Origin of the sequence: Qipengyuania gaetbuli, from assembly GCF_020171365.1 — a bacterium.
GTDB lineage: Bacteria > Pseudomonadota > Alphaproteobacteria > Sphingomonadales > Sphingomonadaceae > Qipengyuania > Qipengyuania gaetbuli_B.
Window position 1 is genome coordinate 1,595,147 of record NZ_JAIUZO010000002.1, and the last position, 15,814, is coordinate 1,610,960.

Below are 15,814 nucleotides of genomic sequence, written 5' to 3' on the forward strand. Positions count from 1 at the left end.
GCAAGAGAGGGGTGTGGGAGGCCGGTTCGCGAAATCCTGATTTTCGTGCTAGGTGAAGGGGATGGGAGCTGTCCTCGCAGACCGATCCCCGCGCTCCGCGGCAGGAAACAGGCGCCTCGACTGGCGCAGCGCCGGCATTGCGGCCGGCCTGACGATCTCGCAATTCGCGCTCCTGCTGATTGCCCTCCAGATGCGCGCCGCGGTACCCGAACCGCCGCAGCCGCTGCCGGTGATCCTGCTACCCAAAGCTGCGCCCGAACCGCCGCCGCCGGTGCCCGATCCGCCTGCGGCAGAGCCGGACATCGCGGGCGGCGCACCTGCCCCCGAAGTAGCGCGCAGCCTGCCGCTGGCCCCGATCGTCCTGACGGAGCCGGAGCCGGTGATGGTCGCTGTCGAGCGGCCTGATCTCGCCCTTGTGCCGCCTTCCGCCATAACCGGGCCGGGCGGAACCGGGCTGGGCGGCATCGGAACGGGAACGGGGTCGGGCGTAGGCAGCGGCAAGGGCGGTGGCGGCGAGGCGGCCGCGCCCAAGCGGCTGGTCCGGTTGAGCTGGGCCCCGTCGATGCGGTTCGAGCGGTTGCACCGCTATTATCCCGACGCGGCCAAGTCCGAACGGATTGCAGGCGTCGCCCGCCTCGATTGCGAGATCATCCGCCGCGACCGGGTGCGCGATTGCCGCCTGCTGGGAGAAGCGCCTGCCAATTACGGCTTCGGCGAGGCGGCCTTGCAGGCAGAGGGCGTTTATCGCCTGCAACTGCGCGAGCGCAACGGGACGCGCATCTATGGCGAGCGGATCATTCTGAACGCGCATTTCAAGCCTCCGCCCGGAGGCAAGAAGCCCTAGGTCAACGGCCCGTCTGTCCGCGGTGGAGCAGCTTGTGGTCCGCCAGCACCAGCGCCATCATCGCCTCCACAACAGGGGTCCCGCGAATGCCGACGCAAGGATCGTGGCGGCCCTTGGTACGCACCTGCGTCGCTTCGCCCTGCCGGTCGATACTGGCGACAGGGGTGAGGATCGAACTCGTGGGCTTGAAGGCGACGCGGCAGACCACCGGTTGGCCGGTGGAGATGCCGCCCGCGATGCCGCCGGCATGGTTGGCAGCGAATTCGGGGCCGTCTTCGCCCGGCGACATGGCATCGGCGTTCTGCTCGCCCGTCAGGCGCGCTGCTTCGAAGCCGTCGCCGATCTCCACGCCCTTCACTGCATTGATGCTCATCATCCCTGCGGCAAGGTCGCTGTCGAGCTTGGCATAGATCGGCGCGCCCCAGCCCGCCGGAACGCCGGTGGCGACGCATTCGACCACCGCGCCGAGCGACGAGCCGGCCTTCCGTGCCTCGTCGACCAGCGCTTCCCAGCGCTTGGCGGCGGCTGCATCGGGGCACCAGAAGGGATTGCGGCCGATCTCGGCAGCGTCGAAATTCGCTGGATCGATCCCGTCGCCGCCGATTTCGGCGACGTAAGCGATGATTGCGACTTCGGGGATCACCTTTCGCGCCACCGCGCCTGCCGCCACGCGCATCGCCGTCTCGCGCGCGCTGGACCGTCCGCCGCCGCGATAGTCGCGGAAACCGTATTTCGCGTCATAGGCATAGTCGGCATGACCGGGGCGATATGTGTTCGCGATCTCGGAATAGTCTTTCGAGCGCTGGTCGGTGTTCTCGATCAGCAGGCTGATCGGCGTGCCCGTGGTCTTGCCTTCGAACACGCCCGACAGGATGCGGACCTCGTCCGCCTCCTTGCGCTGGGTGGTGAACTTGTTCTGTCCGGGCTTCCTCGCATCGAGGAAGGGCTGGAGGTCGCCCTCGGCCAGCGTGATGCCCGGCGGGCACCCGTCGACGACCGCGCCGATGGCGGGGCCATGGCTTTCCCCCCAGGTGGTGAAGCGCAGCACGCGTCCGAAAGTGTTCCAGCTCATGGTGAGCCTTCCTGTCGCAACTGTGGGCGCGTGTCCATTCGTGCTGGACCAAATCCTTCTTGGGGGGCAAGAACAAAACGCGCTCATGCAGGGAAGCGTGGCGCGGAAAGAGACTTATGATTGCGAAGCTCAAGGGCCTGCTCGACGATACCGGTGCCGACTGGGCGGTGATCGACGTCGCGGGCGTCGGCTATCTCGTCCACTGTTCGACCAAGACGCTCGCCGCGCTGGGCGAGAAGGGCGAGGCCTGCACGCTCTATACCGACCTGCAAGTGTCGGAAAACGACATGCGGCTGCTCGGGTTCGCCGAAGCGGCGGAGCGCGACTGGTTCCGCCTGCTCACGCAGGTGCAGGGCGTGGGCAGCAAGGTGGCTCTCGCGATCCTGTCCGCGCTCTCGACCGCAGAGGTGCAGCAGGCCTGCGCCAGCGGCGATGCGGCGACGGTCGCCCGCGCGAACGGGGTCGGGCCGAAACTGGCTGGGCGCATCGTCAACGAACTGAAGGACAAGGCGGGCGCGCTGCCCTCCTCGGGCGGCGGCGCGGCGATGGCAGCGACCCCGGCAGGCGGGGCCAGCGCCGATGCGGTGAGCGCGCTCGAAAACCTCGGTTTCAAGCCTGCCGTGGCGGCCCGCGCGGTCGCAGCGGCGCAGGGAGAACTGGGAGAAGGCGCAAGCGAGGGCGACCTCATCCGCGTCGCCCTGAAGCGGGCAGCGGGATAAGGGGAATGACCATGCGTATCACGATAGCATTTGCAGCAGCCGCGCTGATGGCGACCGGCGCTTCGGCACAGGACATGAGCGCCTTCAAACCCGGCCCCGTCTTCCCGCAATTCGGCCCCCACGCGCCGGTCGCGGGGATCGGGCAGGTGCCTGCCGATACCGAGTTTGCCATCGCTTTCGACGTGTCGAAGCCGGCGGACGAGGGCACGGTTAACCGGGGCTTCGAAAGCGCGGCGCGCTTCATCAACATGCACGTCGCGCACGGCGTGCCGGAAGACAACATCCGCATCGCGGTGGTTGTCCACGGCAAGGCGGTGATGGATTTGCTCGCCAAGCCCGACAACACCTCTGCCGACATGGTGCAGGTCATGCTCGGCGAGGGCGTGCGCTTCATCGTCTGCGGCCAGAGCGTGGCGGCCTATGGCGTGAAGCAGGAGGACCTGCTGCCGGGCGTTGAAATGGCGCTCTCCGCCATGACGGCTCACGCATTGCTGCAGCAGCGCGGCTATACGGTGAACCCGTTTTGAGATGACCGAACCCGTTCCCCTCCATTCGCCCGAGCGGCAGCCGGAAGACCCGGATGCTGCGCTGCGGCCAAAGAGCCTGTCCGAATTCGTCGGGCAGATGGCGGCGCGCGAGAACCTTCGCGTTTTCATCGAGGCTGCCAAGAACCGCGGCGAGGCGATGGACCATGTGTTGTTCTTCGGGCCTCCGGGTCTCGGCAAGACCACGCTGGCGCAGATCGTTTCGAAGGAACTCGGCGTCGGCTTTCGGGCCACTTCCGGGCCGGTGATCGCCAAGGCGGGCGACCTCGCCGCGCTGCTCACCAACCTTGAACCCAACGACGTCCTCTTCATCGACGAGATCCACCGATTGAATCCGGTGGTCGAGGAAGTGCTCTATCCCGCGATGGAGGACCGCGCGCTCGACATCATCATCGGCGAGGGGCCGTCGGCGCGCAGCGTGCGGATCGACTTGCCGCCCTTCACGCTGGTCGGGGCGACCACGCGGCAGGGGCTGCTGACCACGCCGCTGCGCGACCGTTTCGGCATCCCGGTGCGGCTCAATTTCTACACCGAGGACGAGCTGCTAAAGGTCGTCACTCGCGGCGCGGGCCTGCTCGGCATGGGCATCGACGAGGGCGGCGCACGCGAGATCGCCCGCCGTTCGCGCGGCACGCCGCGTGTCGCAGGCCGCCTGATGCGCCGCGTACGCGACTTTGCGAGCGTGCTCGGCGAAGCGGTGGTGACCACCAGGGTCGCTGACGAGGCGCTGACCCGGCTCGAGGTCGACAGCCTCGGGCTCGATGCCATGGACCGCCGCTATCTCACCATGATCGCCACAACTTACAAGGGTGGTCCTGTGGGCGTGGAGACGCTGGCAGCGGGCCTCAGCGAACCACGCGACACGGTGGAAGAGGTGATCGAGCCCTATCTCATCCAGCTGGGCCTGATTGCCCGTACCGCGCGCGGGCGAATGCTCAACGACGGCGGCTGGCAGCATCTCGGCATGAGCGCGCCGCGCGCGGCGGGGCAGTCGGACATGTTCGACAAATAGGCTGAATCGCCCGGTAACATCCCGCGAATTTCCGGTCCCATAGCGGGACAGGCGTTGCGCAACGCTCGCGCCGGTCAGGAAAATTTAGTTTTGTGGCCTCATAAGGACGTGTAAATTCGTCGGTCGGGGGATTCGCGAAAATCCGGCTTTTCCGATCGATGCGGGGTAGCCCCCCGCGCAGCAGGAAGTGCATCATATGTCGGTCAAAGCAGCGCTTGCCAAATTGTCAGCCATCGCCGCCGGCGGTGCGCTCGTCGCTGGCGGCGCGGTCCATGTGGCCGAACGCCCGATCACCGATGCCCCGAGCTACAAGTCCAAGAGCATCAAGCAGGCGAAGGCGAAGCCGGTCCCAATCAAGCGGGCCAAGCCGCCGGTCCGCGCCGCGCGCACCATTCCGCAGCGCGTGCTCGAATGCGTTCCCGCCGATTCGCCCGAAGCGGCCTATGATCCCAACAACGTCTGCCCGCCGGTGCAGCGAGTGGTAATGGCCCCCGTGCCGCTGCCACCGCTGCCGCAGGCGGCCCCGCCGTCGGGCGGCGGTGGCTCGCGCTCGATCCAGGGCGGCTATGGCGGCGGGTACGGTGGCGGCTTCGGCGGCGGTTTCTTCGGCGGTTTCTTCGGCGGCGGATCGAGCGGCGGCAGCGTGGTCGTTAATTCGACCACCACCACGGGCGGCGACCTGCCCCCGATTACCGTGACCACGTCGACCAGCACCAGCACCGGGGGCAGCTCGACCAGCACGTCGACCGGCGGGATCAGCACCTCAACGGGCGAGGTCAGCACCTCTAGCTCGACGTCCACCTCGACCAGCACGGGCAGCGTTTCCAGCTCGACGGGCGAGGTCTCCTCGACCTCGACCTCGTCCAGCTCCGGTGATGTCACCAGCTCCACGTCCAGCTCGACCTCGGGCGACGTGTCGAGCTCGACGTCGACCTCGTCCTCGACTTCGGGCGATGTGAGCAGCTCGACCTCGACTTCCAGCTCGACGTCCACCTCGACTTCGGGCGATATCACAAGCTCGACCTCGACCAGCGGGGACCTGAGCTCGAGCACGAGTTCCTCGACCAGCACGAGCACCAGCACTTCGACATCCGGCGGCACGACGACCGGTGGCGAACCGCCGCCGCCCCCTCCTCCGCCTCCTCCGCCTCCGCCGCCTCCGCCGCCGCCGTCGAGCACGAGCAGTGGTACGGAAGTGCCGGCGCCGCCGATGATGGCGCTGTTCGGGCTGGGCGCGGCCGCTATCCTCGGGCGGCGACGCCTGCGACTGGTGCGCGGCGCGAAAGGCGCGAAGGCCTGAATTCGAACACCGCAGGGCCGGTTTGTCCGGCCCGGCCTCTAGCCCGCCCGGCACACGTGCCGCGGCGGGCTTTTTCTTGGCAGGTCACGAACCTCCGTTGGACATGAAAAAAGGGCGCCGGCCCGAAGGCGGCGCCCTTTCGAACCTGAATACGAGCAGGATCAGTTACCCGGTTCGACGCCCCGGCCGCGCGTCTGGAACTCGCGCGTAGCGTCCTTGGCGTTTTGCGCCATCCGATCCCAATCGGCCTGGGTGCCGCACATCTTCTTCTTGAACTTCGATCCGACGATCGACGTGCGCCTGCAAATGACGCGTTCTTCATCGCCGCTCTTTGCGGAGGTGGTTGCGGCCGTGTCGCCGGCAGCGGGTTCTGCATCCTGCGCAAAAGCGGCGGGGGCCAGCAGCAGCGTTGCGGCGAGGGCCATTGCGGTCTTCTTCATGTTTCTTCCTTCCGGGCCAATCGGACGGCCAAATCTGTCTCAACATTCATGGAGATAGAGCAGTATTATGCACGTAGCATGACTGGATGGCAAAGCCGCTCGTCGAACAGGCTCGGCCGGTCGTAGTCCTGCAGGCTGGTTTTTCAGCGGTAATTGCGGCTCCATTCTTCCTGCCGGTACCACTGGGTGATCACGTATTTCTCCCCGCTGATGACGGGCAAGGCGGCGTGGCGCGTATTGCGGTTGGGTCGCCCGCTGCGGTCCATGTTGTCCCATGCAATGAGCAGGCCGGGTTCGGGCGTGACGGTGAGACCGAGTTCGGGAAATTCGGTCTCCCCGCCCGCTTCCACAGCGTTGAGATAGACCATCGCGGTCCAGCTGCGTTGTCCGCCGCGCCGCCGTTCGTTCTGCCAGTGGTCGCGTTCCTCGCGGAAGTAGTCGCGGTGGTGGCGGTATTCCTCGCCCACGCGGTAACGCTGGCCCTGGATGGTTTCCGCATGGCTGCGAGCAATGCCGGTGACTTCGTCGATCTTGCGCCCGAGCGCGAGCGTTTCGGGCGCTTCCTGCGCAAAGAAATGCGTCGAGCTGGTGCGCGCGTTCGGCACCTTGCGTTCGTTGAACAGCTTCGAGGGCTGGATGCGGCTTTCGATGATGGCGATCAGTCGTTCGCATTCTTCAGCCGCCAGGAAGCCGGGCAGCAGGAACAGGTCGGCCTTGGTGCCCCCACGCTCCTGCGCGCGCGGGTCGGCGCGCAGCCGTTCGCGGACACTAGAGCCGATGGCGGAAAGGACTTGCGGGTCGGCCTTGGGATCGACCGGGCGCGGGCGCAGCAGTCCCGACAGGCGGCCGAGCAGCGTCACGCCGCGTCAGTCACGCTTGACCGGAAGGCCTGCCTTTTCCCAGGCGAGGATGCCGCCTTCGAGGTGCACCGCATCGCGTCCGGTCGCATCGGCCAGCTTCTCCGCCGCCTCGGCAGAACGGCGTGCCGAACGGCAGTAGAGCACCCGCTCGGCCCCGCCCGTATCGGGCAGGGTAGCAGGGTCGAAGCTGTCGAGCGGCACGTTGATCGCGCCCTCCAGGTGGCCTTCGGCGAATTCTTCCGGCGTGCGCACGTCGATCAGCTGGATCTGTTCGCCCGCCTCGATGCGCGTGGCGAGCGCCTTGGCCTCGATCGTCAGCGCGCCGGCAAGATGCGGCGCGGCGACATCGTCGTCCGCTGTGGTCGCACCTGCCGAGCAGGCGGCGAGCAGGCCCGCCGCCGCAAGGGCAAAGAGCGACCGCAGCATCATGCGGCCAGCTTGCGCAGGACGTAGTGGAGGATGCCGCCGTTGCGGTAATACTCCATCTCGTTCGCCGTATCGATGCGGCAGAGCGCGGTGAAGGTGAAGGTCGAACCGTCTTCGCGGGTGACTTCGACTTCGAGATCCTGGCCCGGCGTCAGGTCGGCAAGGCCGCGGATCGTGAAGCTGTCGGTCGCCGTGAGGCCGAGGCTGTTGCGCGTCTCGCCGTCCTTGAACTGGACCGGCAGCACGCCCATGCCGACGAGGTTCGAGCGGTGGATACGCTCGAAGCTTTCGACGATGACCGCGCGAACGCCCAGCAGGATCGTGCCCTTGGCCGCCCAGTCGCGGCTGGAGCCGGTGCCGTATTCCTTGCCCGCGACGACGACCAGCGGCGTACCGTCGGCCTTGTGCTTCATCGCGGCGTCGTAGATCGCCATCTGTTCGCCATTGTAGGTGGTCACGCCGCCTTCGACGCCCGGGACCATCTCGTTCTTGATGCGGATGTTGGCGAAGGTGCCGCGCATCATGACTTCGTGGTTGCCGCGGCGCGAGCCGTAGGAGTTGAAGTCCGCCTTCGAGACCTGGTGGCTCTTGAGGTATTCACCTGCGGGTGAGTCTTCCTTGATCGAACCGGCGGGCGAGATGTGGTCGGTGGTGACCGAATCGCCGAGGATGGCGAGCGGTTTTGCGGCTTCGATGTCGGTGACCGGTGCCGGTTCCATGCCCATGCCTTCGAAGTAGGGCGGGCTTGCGACGTAGGTGCTGACCGGGTTCCAGCGATAGGTGTCCGAGGCCTCGACCTTGATCGCCTGCCAGTGCTCGTCGCCCTTGTAGACGTCGGCATAGCGGGTTTCGAACATGTTGCGGTCGATATTGGCGATGCGGTGTGCGCGCACTTCCTCGTTCGACGGCCAGATGTCGGCCAGCATCACGTCATTGCCGTCCTGGTCCTGGCCGATCGGGGTCTGCGTGATGTCCTCGGTTACCGTGCCCTTCAATGCATAGGCGACGACCAGCGGCGGGCTGGCGAGGAAGTTGGCGCGCACGTCGGGCGACACGCGGCCTTCGAAGTTGCGGTTGCCCGACAGGACGCTGGCAGCGACGATGTCGTTGCCGTTGATCGCCTTCGAAATCGGCGGGGCCAGCGGGCCCGAGTTGCCGATGCAGGTGGTGCAGCCATAGCCGACGAGGTCGAATCCGAGCGCGTCGAGATCGTCCTGCAACCCGCTCTTCTCGAGGTAGTCGGTGACGACCTGCGATCCCGGTGCGAGGCTGGTCTTGACCCACGGCTTGGGCTTGAGGCCGCGTTCGTTCGCCTTCTTGGCGACGAGGCCGGCGGCGATCAGCACGTCGGGGTTGGAAGTGTTGGTGCAGCTGGTGATGGCCGCGATGACCACGTCGCCGTCACCGATGTCGTGGTCCTTGCCCTCGACGCCGACGCGTGCCGGAGCGGCCTTCTTGTAGACCTTCTCGAGGTCGGTGTTGAACAGCTCGTCCACCTGCGGCAGCGCGACGCGGTCCTGCGGACGCTTGGGGCCGGCAAGGCTGGGGACGACCTTCGACACGTCGAGTTCGAGGGTCTTGGTGAAGACCGGCTCGTTCTCCGGCGTGAACCACATGCCCTGTTCCTTCGAATAGGCTTCGACCAGCGCGATGGTGTCTTCGTCGCGGCCGGTCAGGCGCATGTATTCGAGCGTCTTGTCGTCGATGCCGAAGAAGCCGCAGGTCGCGCCGTATTCGGGCGCCATGTTGGCGATCGTCGCGCGGTCGGCGAGGGTCAAATTGGCGACGCCTTCGCCGTAGAATTCGACGAAGCGGCCGACCACGCCGACTTCGCGCAGCATCTGCACGCAGGTCAGCACGAGGTCGGTGGCGGTCACGCCTTCGGCCATCGAGCCGGTCAGCTTGAAGCCGACGACTTCGGGGATCAGCATCGAGACCGGCTGGCCGAGCATGGCAGCTTCGGCTTCGATCCCGCCGACGCCCCAGCCCAGCACGCCGAGGCCGTTGATCATGGTGGTGTGGCTGTCGGTGCCGACGCAGGTGTCGGGATAGGCGACCAACTGGCCGTCATCGCCAGCGGAGGACCACACGCCCTTGCCGAGGTATTCGAGGTTCACCTGGTGGCAGATGCCGGTGCCCGGGGGCACTGCGGTGAAGTTCTGGAAGCTCTTGGAACCCCACTTGAGGAAGTCGTACCGTTCCGCATTGCGGGCGTATTCGAGTTCCACGTTCTTTTCGAACGCCTTGGGGTGGCCGAATTCGTCGACCATGACCGAGTGGTCGATGACGAGGTTGACGGGAACTTGCGGATTGATCTTGGCGGTATCGCCGCCAAGCTTGCTGATCGCATCGCGCATGGCGGCAAGGTCGACCACGCAGGGCACGCCGGTGAAGTCCTGCAGCAGCACGCGCGCCGGGCGGTACTGGATTTCCTTGCCGGTGGCGGGGTTCTTCTGCCAGTCGGCGATCGCCTGCGCATCGTCGGTCGAAACGGTGAAGCCGCCGTCTTCGAAGCGCAGCATGTTTTCCAGCAGCACTTTCAGGCTGAACGGCAGTTTCGACACGTCGCCGATCGTCTTTTCCGCCTTGGCGAAGGAGTAATAGGCATAGTCCTTGCCGTTGACGGTGAGGGTGGAGCGGGTTCCGAGCGTATCCTTGCCGACCTGGGTCATGCGCGCATTCGTCCTTGATCTAGAATGGGGCCTTTCGCGCCTGTGCGGGCGGGCGGGCACAATGTGCCGCGCACCTGCGCCGAGACGGGCGAAAAATCAAGGCCCGCCGCCTAGGCAAAACGTCTCATCGGGAACAAAAGCGACGCTTCATGGCTTATTAAGGCAAAATTGGGGCAACGGCGCCGGGCGGCCAGTCCAGTCGAGGCGCGGCCCGCCAGAGGAGTATGACATGACTGCCCAGTCGCAGGCGCACACCCGTTCGCGCCGCACCCTTCGTATCGCCGTAACTGCAGCCGCGCTTGGCGTGATCGGCTGCTTCAGCGCCGCCTTCACTTGCGCCGGCAATCCGGCACAGGCGAGCGAGCAGCCCGATACGCTGATCGCCGCTGCCCGCTAAAGCGCGGTCTGTTCGGTCCTGCGACGGGTCGCGATCCAGCAGCCGATGACGATCAGCACCGCCCCTGCCACGGTCAAGGGACGGATCGGCTCGGCAAAGAACAGCCAGCCAAACAGAGAAGCCCACAGGAAGCCGGTGTATTCGATCGGCACCAGCCGCTGCGTTTCGCTGCGGGCATAGGCCCAGATGAACAGCATAGCGGCAAGGATCGCCAGCACGGCGGCAAGGCCGAGCAGCATGACCGTCTCGCGGTCCGGCAAAACCAGCAGGAATGGCGCGCCGACCCCCAGCACCAGCGTTACCGTGCCATTCTGGAAGGTGCTTGCCTCGAGCGGTGAGGACACCAACGCCTGTTGCCGCTGGAGGATCAGGTTCCAGGCGAACAGGACGGCCGATACCAGTACCAGAGCGATGCCGAAGGCGGCATCGCCGTCCAGCCGTTCGCGCCCGATGCGGCCCGCCACGATCACGGTTACACCCACCAGCCCGAGGATCGTTCCGGCCACGGCGCGGGGGCGTATGACTTCTCCCAGCAGCAGCCGCGCGAGATAGAGCGCGATCAGCGGCGCGACGAAGCTGATGGCGATGGCTTCGGCGAGCGGGAGGTAGACGAGCGAGGCGAAGAAGCTCCAGCCCATGAAGGCGATGACCGTGCCGCGCACCAAATGGATGCGCAGTACGCGCCCTCTCGGGAAGACCCTTGTGCGCCACCACCATATCGGCGCCAGCAGCACGCTGCCCATCAGGCAGCGCAGCAGGAAGGCGCTGTAGGCCCCGATCGCCAGCGCGCCGCCCTTCATCACGGCATCCATCGCCGCGAACAGCGCAATTCCCAGCGTTGCCGCCAGTACCGGGCGGATCGAGTTGTCCTGCGCGCTCATGCAGGGCGGGCATATTACGGGCAGGCGAGAAGGTCACGCTGGTTCATCCTTGTGCAAGCCGCACACGTGGATAAAGGGCCAAACAATTGCTAATGAAGGTCGATCCGAAACGGACGGCATCCGGTGGGCTGAATGACTATCAAGACTCTTCTTCTTTCCGGCGCGGCTGGCGCCATTCTTCTTGCAGGCACTGCGCAGGCGCAGAACAGCGCGCCCGAAAGCCTCCTGCCGGCCACCAAGGCGCAGCCGGCCAAGCCCGCCCCGGCAAAGCAGCAGAGCGTCGATGAAGCCTTCGGCGATATCCGCATGGAAAGCGGCGAAGTCGTGCAGGAAGTCCCGTCGCTCGAAGGTGTCTGGAGCGTCGAACAGGTCGAGGCGTTGCTCGCCTATATCCCGACCGTTGCCGCCGAAGGGCTGAACCCGGCCGATTACCGCGCCGACGAGCTCAGCGAACTGCTGACCGTAAAGGGGCCGGGCGGCGAGGTGAACCGCATGGCGAGCGAGATTTTCGTCTGGCTGGTCGAGGACCTGCGCGACGGGCGCACGCCGATGGAATCGCGCCGCCAGTGGTTCGTCGTCGATCCCGACGCGGACCGCTTGCCGACCTGGAAGCTGCTGGAAGACGCGCTGGCGAGCGGCGACATCGCCGGCACGCTCGATTCGCTCGATCCCGTGCACCCCGATTACGAAAGGCTGCGCACCGAACTGGCGTCGGCCAAGGATCCCGCCAAGCGCAAGCTGATCCGCGCCAACATGGACCGCTGGCGCTGGCTGCCGCAGGACCTCGGCAAGCAGTACCTCCTGACCAACGTGCCCGAATACAAGCTGCGGCTGACCGTCAACGGGCGCATCATCAAGAGCTACCGCACCATTGTCGGCAAGCCGGGCCGCACCGCGACCCCGCAGCTGGCGGAAATGGTCGAGGCAGTCATCTACAACCCGACCTGGACCGTCCCGCAGTCGATCGTGAAGGGCGAAGGTCTTGGCGCGAAAGTGCTGGGCAATCCCGGCTGGGCCAAGGCCGCCGGCTACAAGGCGACCAAGGGCGCCAACGGCTGGGTCACCGTGGTTCAGCAGCCCGGGCCGCAGAACGCGCTCGGCCTGATGAAACTCGACATGCCCAATCCGCATGCGATCTTCCTGCACGATACGCCCAGCCGCAATCTGTTCGCGCAGGACAACCGGGCGCTCAGCCACGGTTGCATCCGCGTGCAGGGCGCGCGCGAACTGGCCATGACCATGTCGATGCTCGGCAATGCGAAGAGCAAGGAAGACCTGCCGCTGATCCAGCAGGAGGTGTCCGAAATCACCGCGAGCGGCGAATACACGCGCTATGCGATGGACAAGCAGTGGCCGGTCTACATCACCTATTTCACCATGGCGAGCGACGTCGACGGAGTGATGAAGACCTTCGGCGACATCTACGACCGCGATGCGCCCGTGCTGGCCGCACTCGATGCGCCGCGCCAGTCCAACCGCGCCCGCGAGACGAGCGAGGAAGTCGTCGAGATCGTCGACGACATGCAGACCTGAGCGATTGAGAAATAGGGCCTAGAAGAGGCCGGGATTGGTGCGCTCGAACGTGCCGCCGCCCGGCCGCAGGAGCAGGTCCATCTGCGCCATCGGCGGGGGCAGCTGGCTGCCGTCCGCTTCGAGGCCGAGGCTTTCGGCAAACAGCAGGCGCCCGCCGCTCAGCTTCAGCAGCACCTTGTCGAACTGGTCGGGGCCGAGCGCAAAGCACCCGTTCGACCGGCCGAGCCGGCCATAGCGCGAGATATGTTCGGGCCGCGCATATTCGGCCGGATGCATCACGATGGCGCGCGGCAGGGCGTTGGAATTGGTCGGGTCCAGCCCGTCCAGCCTGATCGAGGTGCCGTAGCGCCCGCGATACCAGCTGCGCGTCATATAGGCACCGCGGCTGGTCGCCTCGCTGCCTTCGATGTTGGAATAGCGTTTGAGCCAGCCGTCGTGTTCGCCGTCGGAACCCGTGCCGTGGGTGACGAAGAAGCTTTCCACCCGCTCGTTGTCGAGATCGACGAAGTGGAAGCGTTCCTTGGCCGAATGGAGGCCGAAATCGGCGATGCCGACGATATCCTTCTTCCAGATATCCGCGCCCACGCGGTCCAGCTGGCGGCGGGCGATCTCGATCAGCTTGCGGTCGCGCGATGCGGTCGAATTGACCTGTGCGAAGACGCGCGCGGGCAGCGCGGCAGCGGTGACGGCTGCAATGGTACCCTTGATGAGATCGCGACGCTTCATGGTTTCTGGCTTATAACATAGGATGTGCTGCGCGAAAATGAATGGTCGAATGCGACATTCGCCTGCGCGCAGGTAAGCATGGAACGCGCGTGCCGCCGGGCGACTTCCAGCGGATCGGTCCCGTATCCGCCACCAAGCGCACTTGCGAGCGGGAGTCCACGCTCGCGCACCGCATTCACGACGAAGCGGTCGCGTGCCGCGATGCCTTCATCGCTCAGGGCCAGCCGGCCCAGCCGGTCGTCCGCGTGGACGTCCACTCCTGCTTGGTACAGCACGATATCGGGCGCAAAAATGTCGAGCACCTGCGGCAGGTGGCGTTCCAGCGCCTCGAGATAACCGTCGTCGTCCGTCCCGTCGGCCAGCGGCACGTCGAGGCTGGAGCGCGCCTTGCGCACCGGGAAGTTCTTTTCCGCGTGGAGCGACAGGGTGAAGATGTCGTCGCGCCCCGCCGTGAGGCTGGCCGTCCCGTCGCCCTGGTGCACGTCGAGGTCAACCACGAGCACGCGCCCCGCATCGCCTTCCGCAATCAGCCGGTTGGCGCAGACGGCCAGGTCGTTGAACACGCAGTACCCCGCGCCGGTATCGTGCAGCGCATGGTGGCTGCCGGCAGCGGAATTGGCGGCATAGCCGTGCTCGAAGGCAAGCTGCGCGGCCATCCACGTGCCGCCGTTGGTATGCGTAACGCGGCTGGCGATATGCGGAGTGACGGGAAAGCCGATGCGGCGTTCCTTGCCGGGCGGGACCGCGGCGCTCAGCACTTCCTCGACGTAATCGGGGCAATGGACCGCCTCCAGCCAGTGGCGCGGGCAGGGCGGGGGCGCGTGTTCGGTGATCGGCTCGCCGCTTTCGCGCAGCACCTGCATGACCGCCCGGTACTTGTCGAAGCGGAAGGTCCCGCGCGCCGGCGCGGGCGCCATGTAATCGACGTGGTGGACGACGTGGAGGATGGCGCGCCCTCTAGCCTGCCTGCGCCTCTGTCGCAGCCTTGGCCGCCAGCTTCTGGAGGTTCGGCATGGCCGCCATCACCGCCCCCTGCATCTCGGCAATGATGCCGAGCCGCTCGGGCGCGGTTTCGCGCAGCTGGCGGATCGTCGGGGCCGAGGGATCGAGCCGCGATGCCGCGAGGAATTCCGATACCTTGGGGTTCTGCGCCCAGGTGAAGCGGTTGATGCCGGTGCCGAGGATGATGCCGGCATAGCCATCGATATTGTCGATGAAGGACACCGGATGGCAGAGCGCGTTCTTCTCCTCGTCGGTGTCGAAATTCGCTTCGATGAAGGCGCTGACCGCGGAATTGAGCGTCACCAGCGGGACGTGCAGCAATTGCAGCACGATGCGGTCGCCCTGCCATTGCGGCGCGACGGGCTTGGGCCGGACGGCCGAAGCCGTGCAGTCGATGTAGAGCGTGCCTTCGGGCATCGCGACCTCACCGCCCTGCAGCACCATGCGACCATGCTCGACCGCTTCGACGCGGCCCATGCGCACGACGTTGCCGATGCCGCGCAGCCGGTCGACCTCGCCTTGCGAGATGGTGGCGTAGTGGAACATCTCCGGCTCCACGTCGCGGTCGATGCGCAGCATGACGCCGTCGCGTTCCAGCTGGTTGAAGATCTCCGCCCCGCTGGTGGCTGTGGCGGCGGCCTTCATGATACTGATCTGTCCCCCGATGGTGCTGTCGAAGAACTGTTCGCCCGGTTGCACGGTAGCGCGGTTGATGAGCCAGCTTTCGCGCGGTTTCACCCAGGTGATGCTGTCGGTCGGAATGCCCGCCTCCAGCAACCAGACGCCGGTGTCCATCGCGGTCTTGCCTGCGCCGAGGATGCAGTAATGCGGCGGCAGAGGCCCGCTCTTCCACAGGTCGGGCAGCGCGCCGGGCACGACGACGCGCACCCCGTCGGCGACCGCGAAGGCGCGCTTGTGGGTCGAGGGGACGGAGGTTTCGAAATAGGTCGTGTCGACCAGCTTGCGGCGGACCGTCACCTGCGTCTCCTCGCCCGAGAAGATGTTCCGGAAGCCGCGTTCGCCGTCATATTCGCTGTTCGGGAAATATTGCACCCGGCCCGTGGGCAGCAGGTGGTCGCGCATGACGGACTGGAAATAGGCGAGGACTTCGGCCCCGCTCGCCAGTTCGAAAAAGCCCTTGTTGGGACCGGCCTCGTCGATCCGGTCCTGCCCCAGCGGCACGCGGTTGACCCCGTAGGACGAGCTTGGCTGGTGCAGCGCGACGAAGGAATAGGCGTCGTTCCAGTGCCCGCCGGGCGCCGAATGGCGGTCGATCATTACCACCGTCGCCTGTTCGTCCTGTTCGAGCAGCGTGTCGACGAAGGAGAGGGCGGTCGCGCCCGCGCCGATGACCAGGTAATCCGCTTCGAGAGCCATTGCGCCGT

At 66.2% G+C, this 15,814-nt stretch carries 16 protein-coding genes; 7 read left to right on the forward strand and 9 right to left on the reverse strand.

Going from position 1 to position 15,814, the window contains the following annotated elements; genetic code table 11:
• The first annotated feature begins 61 nt into the window (after positions 1–61).
• The gene (locus LCL94_RS08430) at positions 62–844 is read left to right on the forward strand and encodes an energy transducer TonB (protein ID WP_224831808.1); all 783 of its coding nucleotides are present in this window, start codon (positions 62–64) and stop codon (positions 842–844) included.
• Between the two features lies 1 nt (position 845).
• On the opposite strand, the gene aroC is transcribed toward LCL94_RS08430, so the two are convergent.
• A complete protein-coding gene (aroC, locus tag LCL94_RS08435; protein WP_224831809.1) occupies positions 846–1,916 on the reverse strand; it encodes a chorismate synthase in 1,071 nt (356 codons plus the stop codon).
• Between the two features lie 116 nt (positions 1,917–2,032).
• On the opposite strand from aroC, the gene ruvA reads away from it, so the two are divergent.
• The 4 genes from ruvA to LCL94_RS08455 all read left to right on the forward strand — a co-directional run bounded on the left by ruvA (position 2,033) and on the right by LCL94_RS08455 (position 5,492).
• Positions 2,033–2,635: a Holliday junction branch migration protein RuvA gene (ruvA, locus tag LCL94_RS08440; RefSeq protein WP_224831810.1), complete on the forward strand. Its 603-nt coding sequence runs from the start codon at positions 2,033–2,035 to the stop codon at positions 2,633–2,635.
• Between the two features lie 11 nt (positions 2,636–2,646).
• Positions 2,647–3,162, forward strand: a complete 516-nt coding sequence (locus LCL94_RS08445) for a DsrE family protein (protein WP_224831811.1) — start codon at positions 2,647–2,649, stop codon at positions 3,160–3,162.
• A 1-nt stretch (position 3,163) separates the two neighbouring features.
• Positions 3,164–4,192, forward strand: coding sequence for a Holliday junction branch migration DNA helicase RuvB (gene ruvB, locus LCL94_RS08450; protein ID WP_224831812.1), 1,029 nt, complete (start codon positions 3,164–3,166; stop codon positions 4,190–4,192).
• A gap of 196 nt (positions 4,193–4,388) precedes the next feature.
• Positions 4,389–5,492, forward strand: coding sequence for an MYXO-CTERM sorting domain-containing protein (locus LCL94_RS08455; RefSeq protein WP_224831813.1), 1,104 nt, complete (start codon positions 4,389–4,391; stop codon positions 5,490–5,492).
• A gap of 161 nt (positions 5,493–5,653) precedes the next feature.
• Here LCL94_RS08455 and LCL94_RS08460 read toward each other — a convergent pair whose 3' ends face one another.
• From LCL94_RS08460 to acnA, 4 genes are all read right to left on the reverse strand, one after another.
• Positions 5,654–5,932, reverse strand: coding sequence for a hypothetical protein (locus LCL94_RS08460; RefSeq protein ID WP_224831814.1), 279 nt, complete (start codon positions 5,930–5,932; stop codon positions 5,654–5,656).
• A gap of 143 nt (positions 5,933–6,075) precedes the next feature.
• Positions 6,076–6,792 carry a prolyl hydroxylase family protein gene (locus LCL94_RS08465; RefSeq protein WP_224831815.1) on the reverse strand — a complete coding sequence of 239 codons (717 nt, stop codon included), beginning with the start codon at positions 6,790–6,792 and terminating at the stop codon, positions 6,076–6,078.
• A gap of 6 nt (positions 6,793–6,798) precedes the next feature.
• Positions 6,799–7,221 carry a rhodanese-like domain-containing protein gene (locus LCL94_RS08470; protein ID WP_224831816.1) on the reverse strand — a complete coding sequence of 141 codons (423 nt, stop codon included), beginning with the start codon at positions 7,219–7,221 and terminating at the stop codon, positions 6,799–6,801.
• Positions 7,218–9,890 (reverse strand): aconitate hydratase AcnA, encoded by a 2,673-nt coding sequence (gene acnA, locus LCL94_RS08475; RefSeq protein ID WP_224831817.1) that lies wholly within the window; start codon positions 9,888–9,890, stop codon positions 7,218–7,220. The genes LCL94_RS08470 and acnA overlap by 4 nt, the downstream gene beginning before the upstream one ends.
• 229 nt (positions 9,891–10,119) lie before the next feature.
• Here acnA and LCL94_RS08480 point away from each other — a divergent pair, with 229 nt between their 5' ends.
• A complete protein-coding gene (locus LCL94_RS08480; RefSeq protein ID WP_224831818.1) occupies positions 10,120–10,287 on the forward strand; it encodes a hypothetical protein in 168 nt (55 codons plus the stop codon).
• On the opposite strand, the gene LCL94_RS08485 is transcribed toward LCL94_RS08480, so the two are convergent.
• A complete protein-coding gene (locus LCL94_RS08485; protein ID WP_224831819.1) occupies positions 10,284–11,168 on the reverse strand; it encodes a DMT family transporter in 885 nt (294 codons plus the stop codon). The genes LCL94_RS08480 and LCL94_RS08485 overlap by 4 nt on opposite strands.
• Before the next feature lie 132 nt (positions 11,169–11,300).
• Here LCL94_RS08485 and LCL94_RS08490 point away from each other — a divergent pair, with 132 nt between their 5' ends.
• Positions 11,301–12,701 carry a L,D-transpeptidase family protein gene (locus LCL94_RS08490; protein WP_224831820.1) on the forward strand — a complete coding sequence of 467 codons (1,401 nt, stop codon included), beginning with the start codon at positions 11,301–11,303 and terminating at the stop codon, positions 12,699–12,701.
• A gap of 18 nt (positions 12,702–12,719) precedes the next feature.
• Here LCL94_RS08490 and LCL94_RS08495 read toward each other — a convergent pair whose 3' ends face one another.
• Genes LCL94_RS08495 through LCL94_RS08505 form a run of 3 tightly spaced genes read right to left on the reverse strand, consistent with a single transcriptional unit; the run spans position 12,720 to position 15,806 of the window.
• Complete coding sequence (locus LCL94_RS08495; protein WP_224831821.1) at positions 12,720–13,427, reverse strand: murein L,D-transpeptidase catalytic domain family protein; 708 nt, start codon at positions 13,425–13,427, stop codon at positions 12,720–12,722.
• Positions 13,424–14,344, reverse strand: coding sequence for a histone deacetylase (locus LCL94_RS08500; RefSeq protein ID WP_224831822.1), 921 nt, complete (start codon positions 14,342–14,344; stop codon positions 13,424–13,426). The genes LCL94_RS08495 and LCL94_RS08500 overlap by 4 nt, the downstream gene beginning before the upstream one ends.
• 40 nt (positions 14,345–14,384) lie before the next feature.
• On the reverse strand, positions 14,385–15,806 hold the full coding sequence (locus LCL94_RS08505) for a hypothetical protein (protein WP_224831823.1): 1,422 nt from the start codon (positions 15,804–15,806) through the stop codon (positions 14,385–14,387).
• Positions 15,807–15,814 lie beyond the last annotated feature (8 nt).

Excerpts from the sequence above, each read along its gene's own strand:
- LCL94_RS08430 (WP_224831808.1), top strand. The coding sequence starts at position 62 with ATGGGAGCTGTCCTCGCAGACCGATCCCCGCGCTCCGCGGCAGGAAAC.
- aroC (WP_224831809.1), bottom strand. The coding sequence starts at position 1,916 with ATGAGCTGGAACACTTTCGGACGCGTGCTGCGCTTCACCACCTGGGGG.
- ruvA (WP_224831810.1), top strand. The coding sequence starts at position 2,033 with ATGATTGCGAAGCTCAAGGGCCTGCTCGACGATACCGGTGCCGACTGG.
- LCL94_RS08445 (WP_224831811.1), top strand. The coding sequence starts at position 2,647 with ATGCGTATCACGATAGCATTTGCAGCAGCCGCGCTGATGGCGACCGGC.
- ruvB (WP_224831812.1), top strand. The coding sequence starts at position 3,164 with ATGACCGAACCCGTTCCCCTCCATTCGCCCGAGCGGCAGCCGGAAGAC.
- LCL94_RS08455 (WP_224831813.1), top strand. The coding sequence starts at position 4,389 with ATGTCGGTCAAAGCAGCGCTTGCCAAATTGTCAGCCATCGCCGCCGGC.
- LCL94_RS08460 (WP_224831814.1), bottom strand. The coding sequence starts at position 5,932 with ATGAAGAAGACCGCAATGGCCCTCGCCGCAACGCTGCTGCTGGCCCCC.
- LCL94_RS08470 (WP_224831816.1), bottom strand. The coding sequence starts at position 7,221 with ATGATGCTGCGGTCGCTCTTTGCCCTTGCGGCGGCGGGCCTGCTCGCC.
- acnA (WP_224831817.1), bottom strand. The coding sequence starts at position 9,890 with ATGACCCAGGTCGGCAAGGATACGCTCGGAACCCGCTCCACCCTCACC.
- LCL94_RS08480 (WP_224831818.1), top strand. The coding sequence starts at position 10,120 with ATGACTGCCCAGTCGCAGGCGCACACCCGTTCGCGCCGCACCCTTCGT.
- LCL94_RS08485 (WP_224831819.1), bottom strand. The coding sequence starts at position 11,168 with ATGAGCGCGCAGGACAACTCGATCCGCCCGGTACTGGCGGCAACGCTG.
- LCL94_RS08490 (WP_224831820.1), top strand. The coding sequence starts at position 11,301 with ATGACTATCAAGACTCTTCTTCTTTCCGGCGCGGCTGGCGCCATTCTT.
- LCL94_RS08495 (WP_224831821.1), bottom strand. The coding sequence starts at position 13,427 with ATGAAGCGTCGCGATCTCATCAAGGGTACCATTGCAGCCGTCACCGCT.
- LCL94_RS08500 (WP_224831822.1), bottom strand. The coding sequence starts at position 14,344 with ATGGCGCCCGCGCCGGCGCGCGGGACCTTCCGCTTCGACAAGTACCGG.
- LCL94_RS08505 (WP_224831823.1), bottom strand. The coding sequence starts at position 15,806 with ATGGCTCTCGAAGCGGATTACCTGGTCATCGGCGCGGGCGCGACCGCC.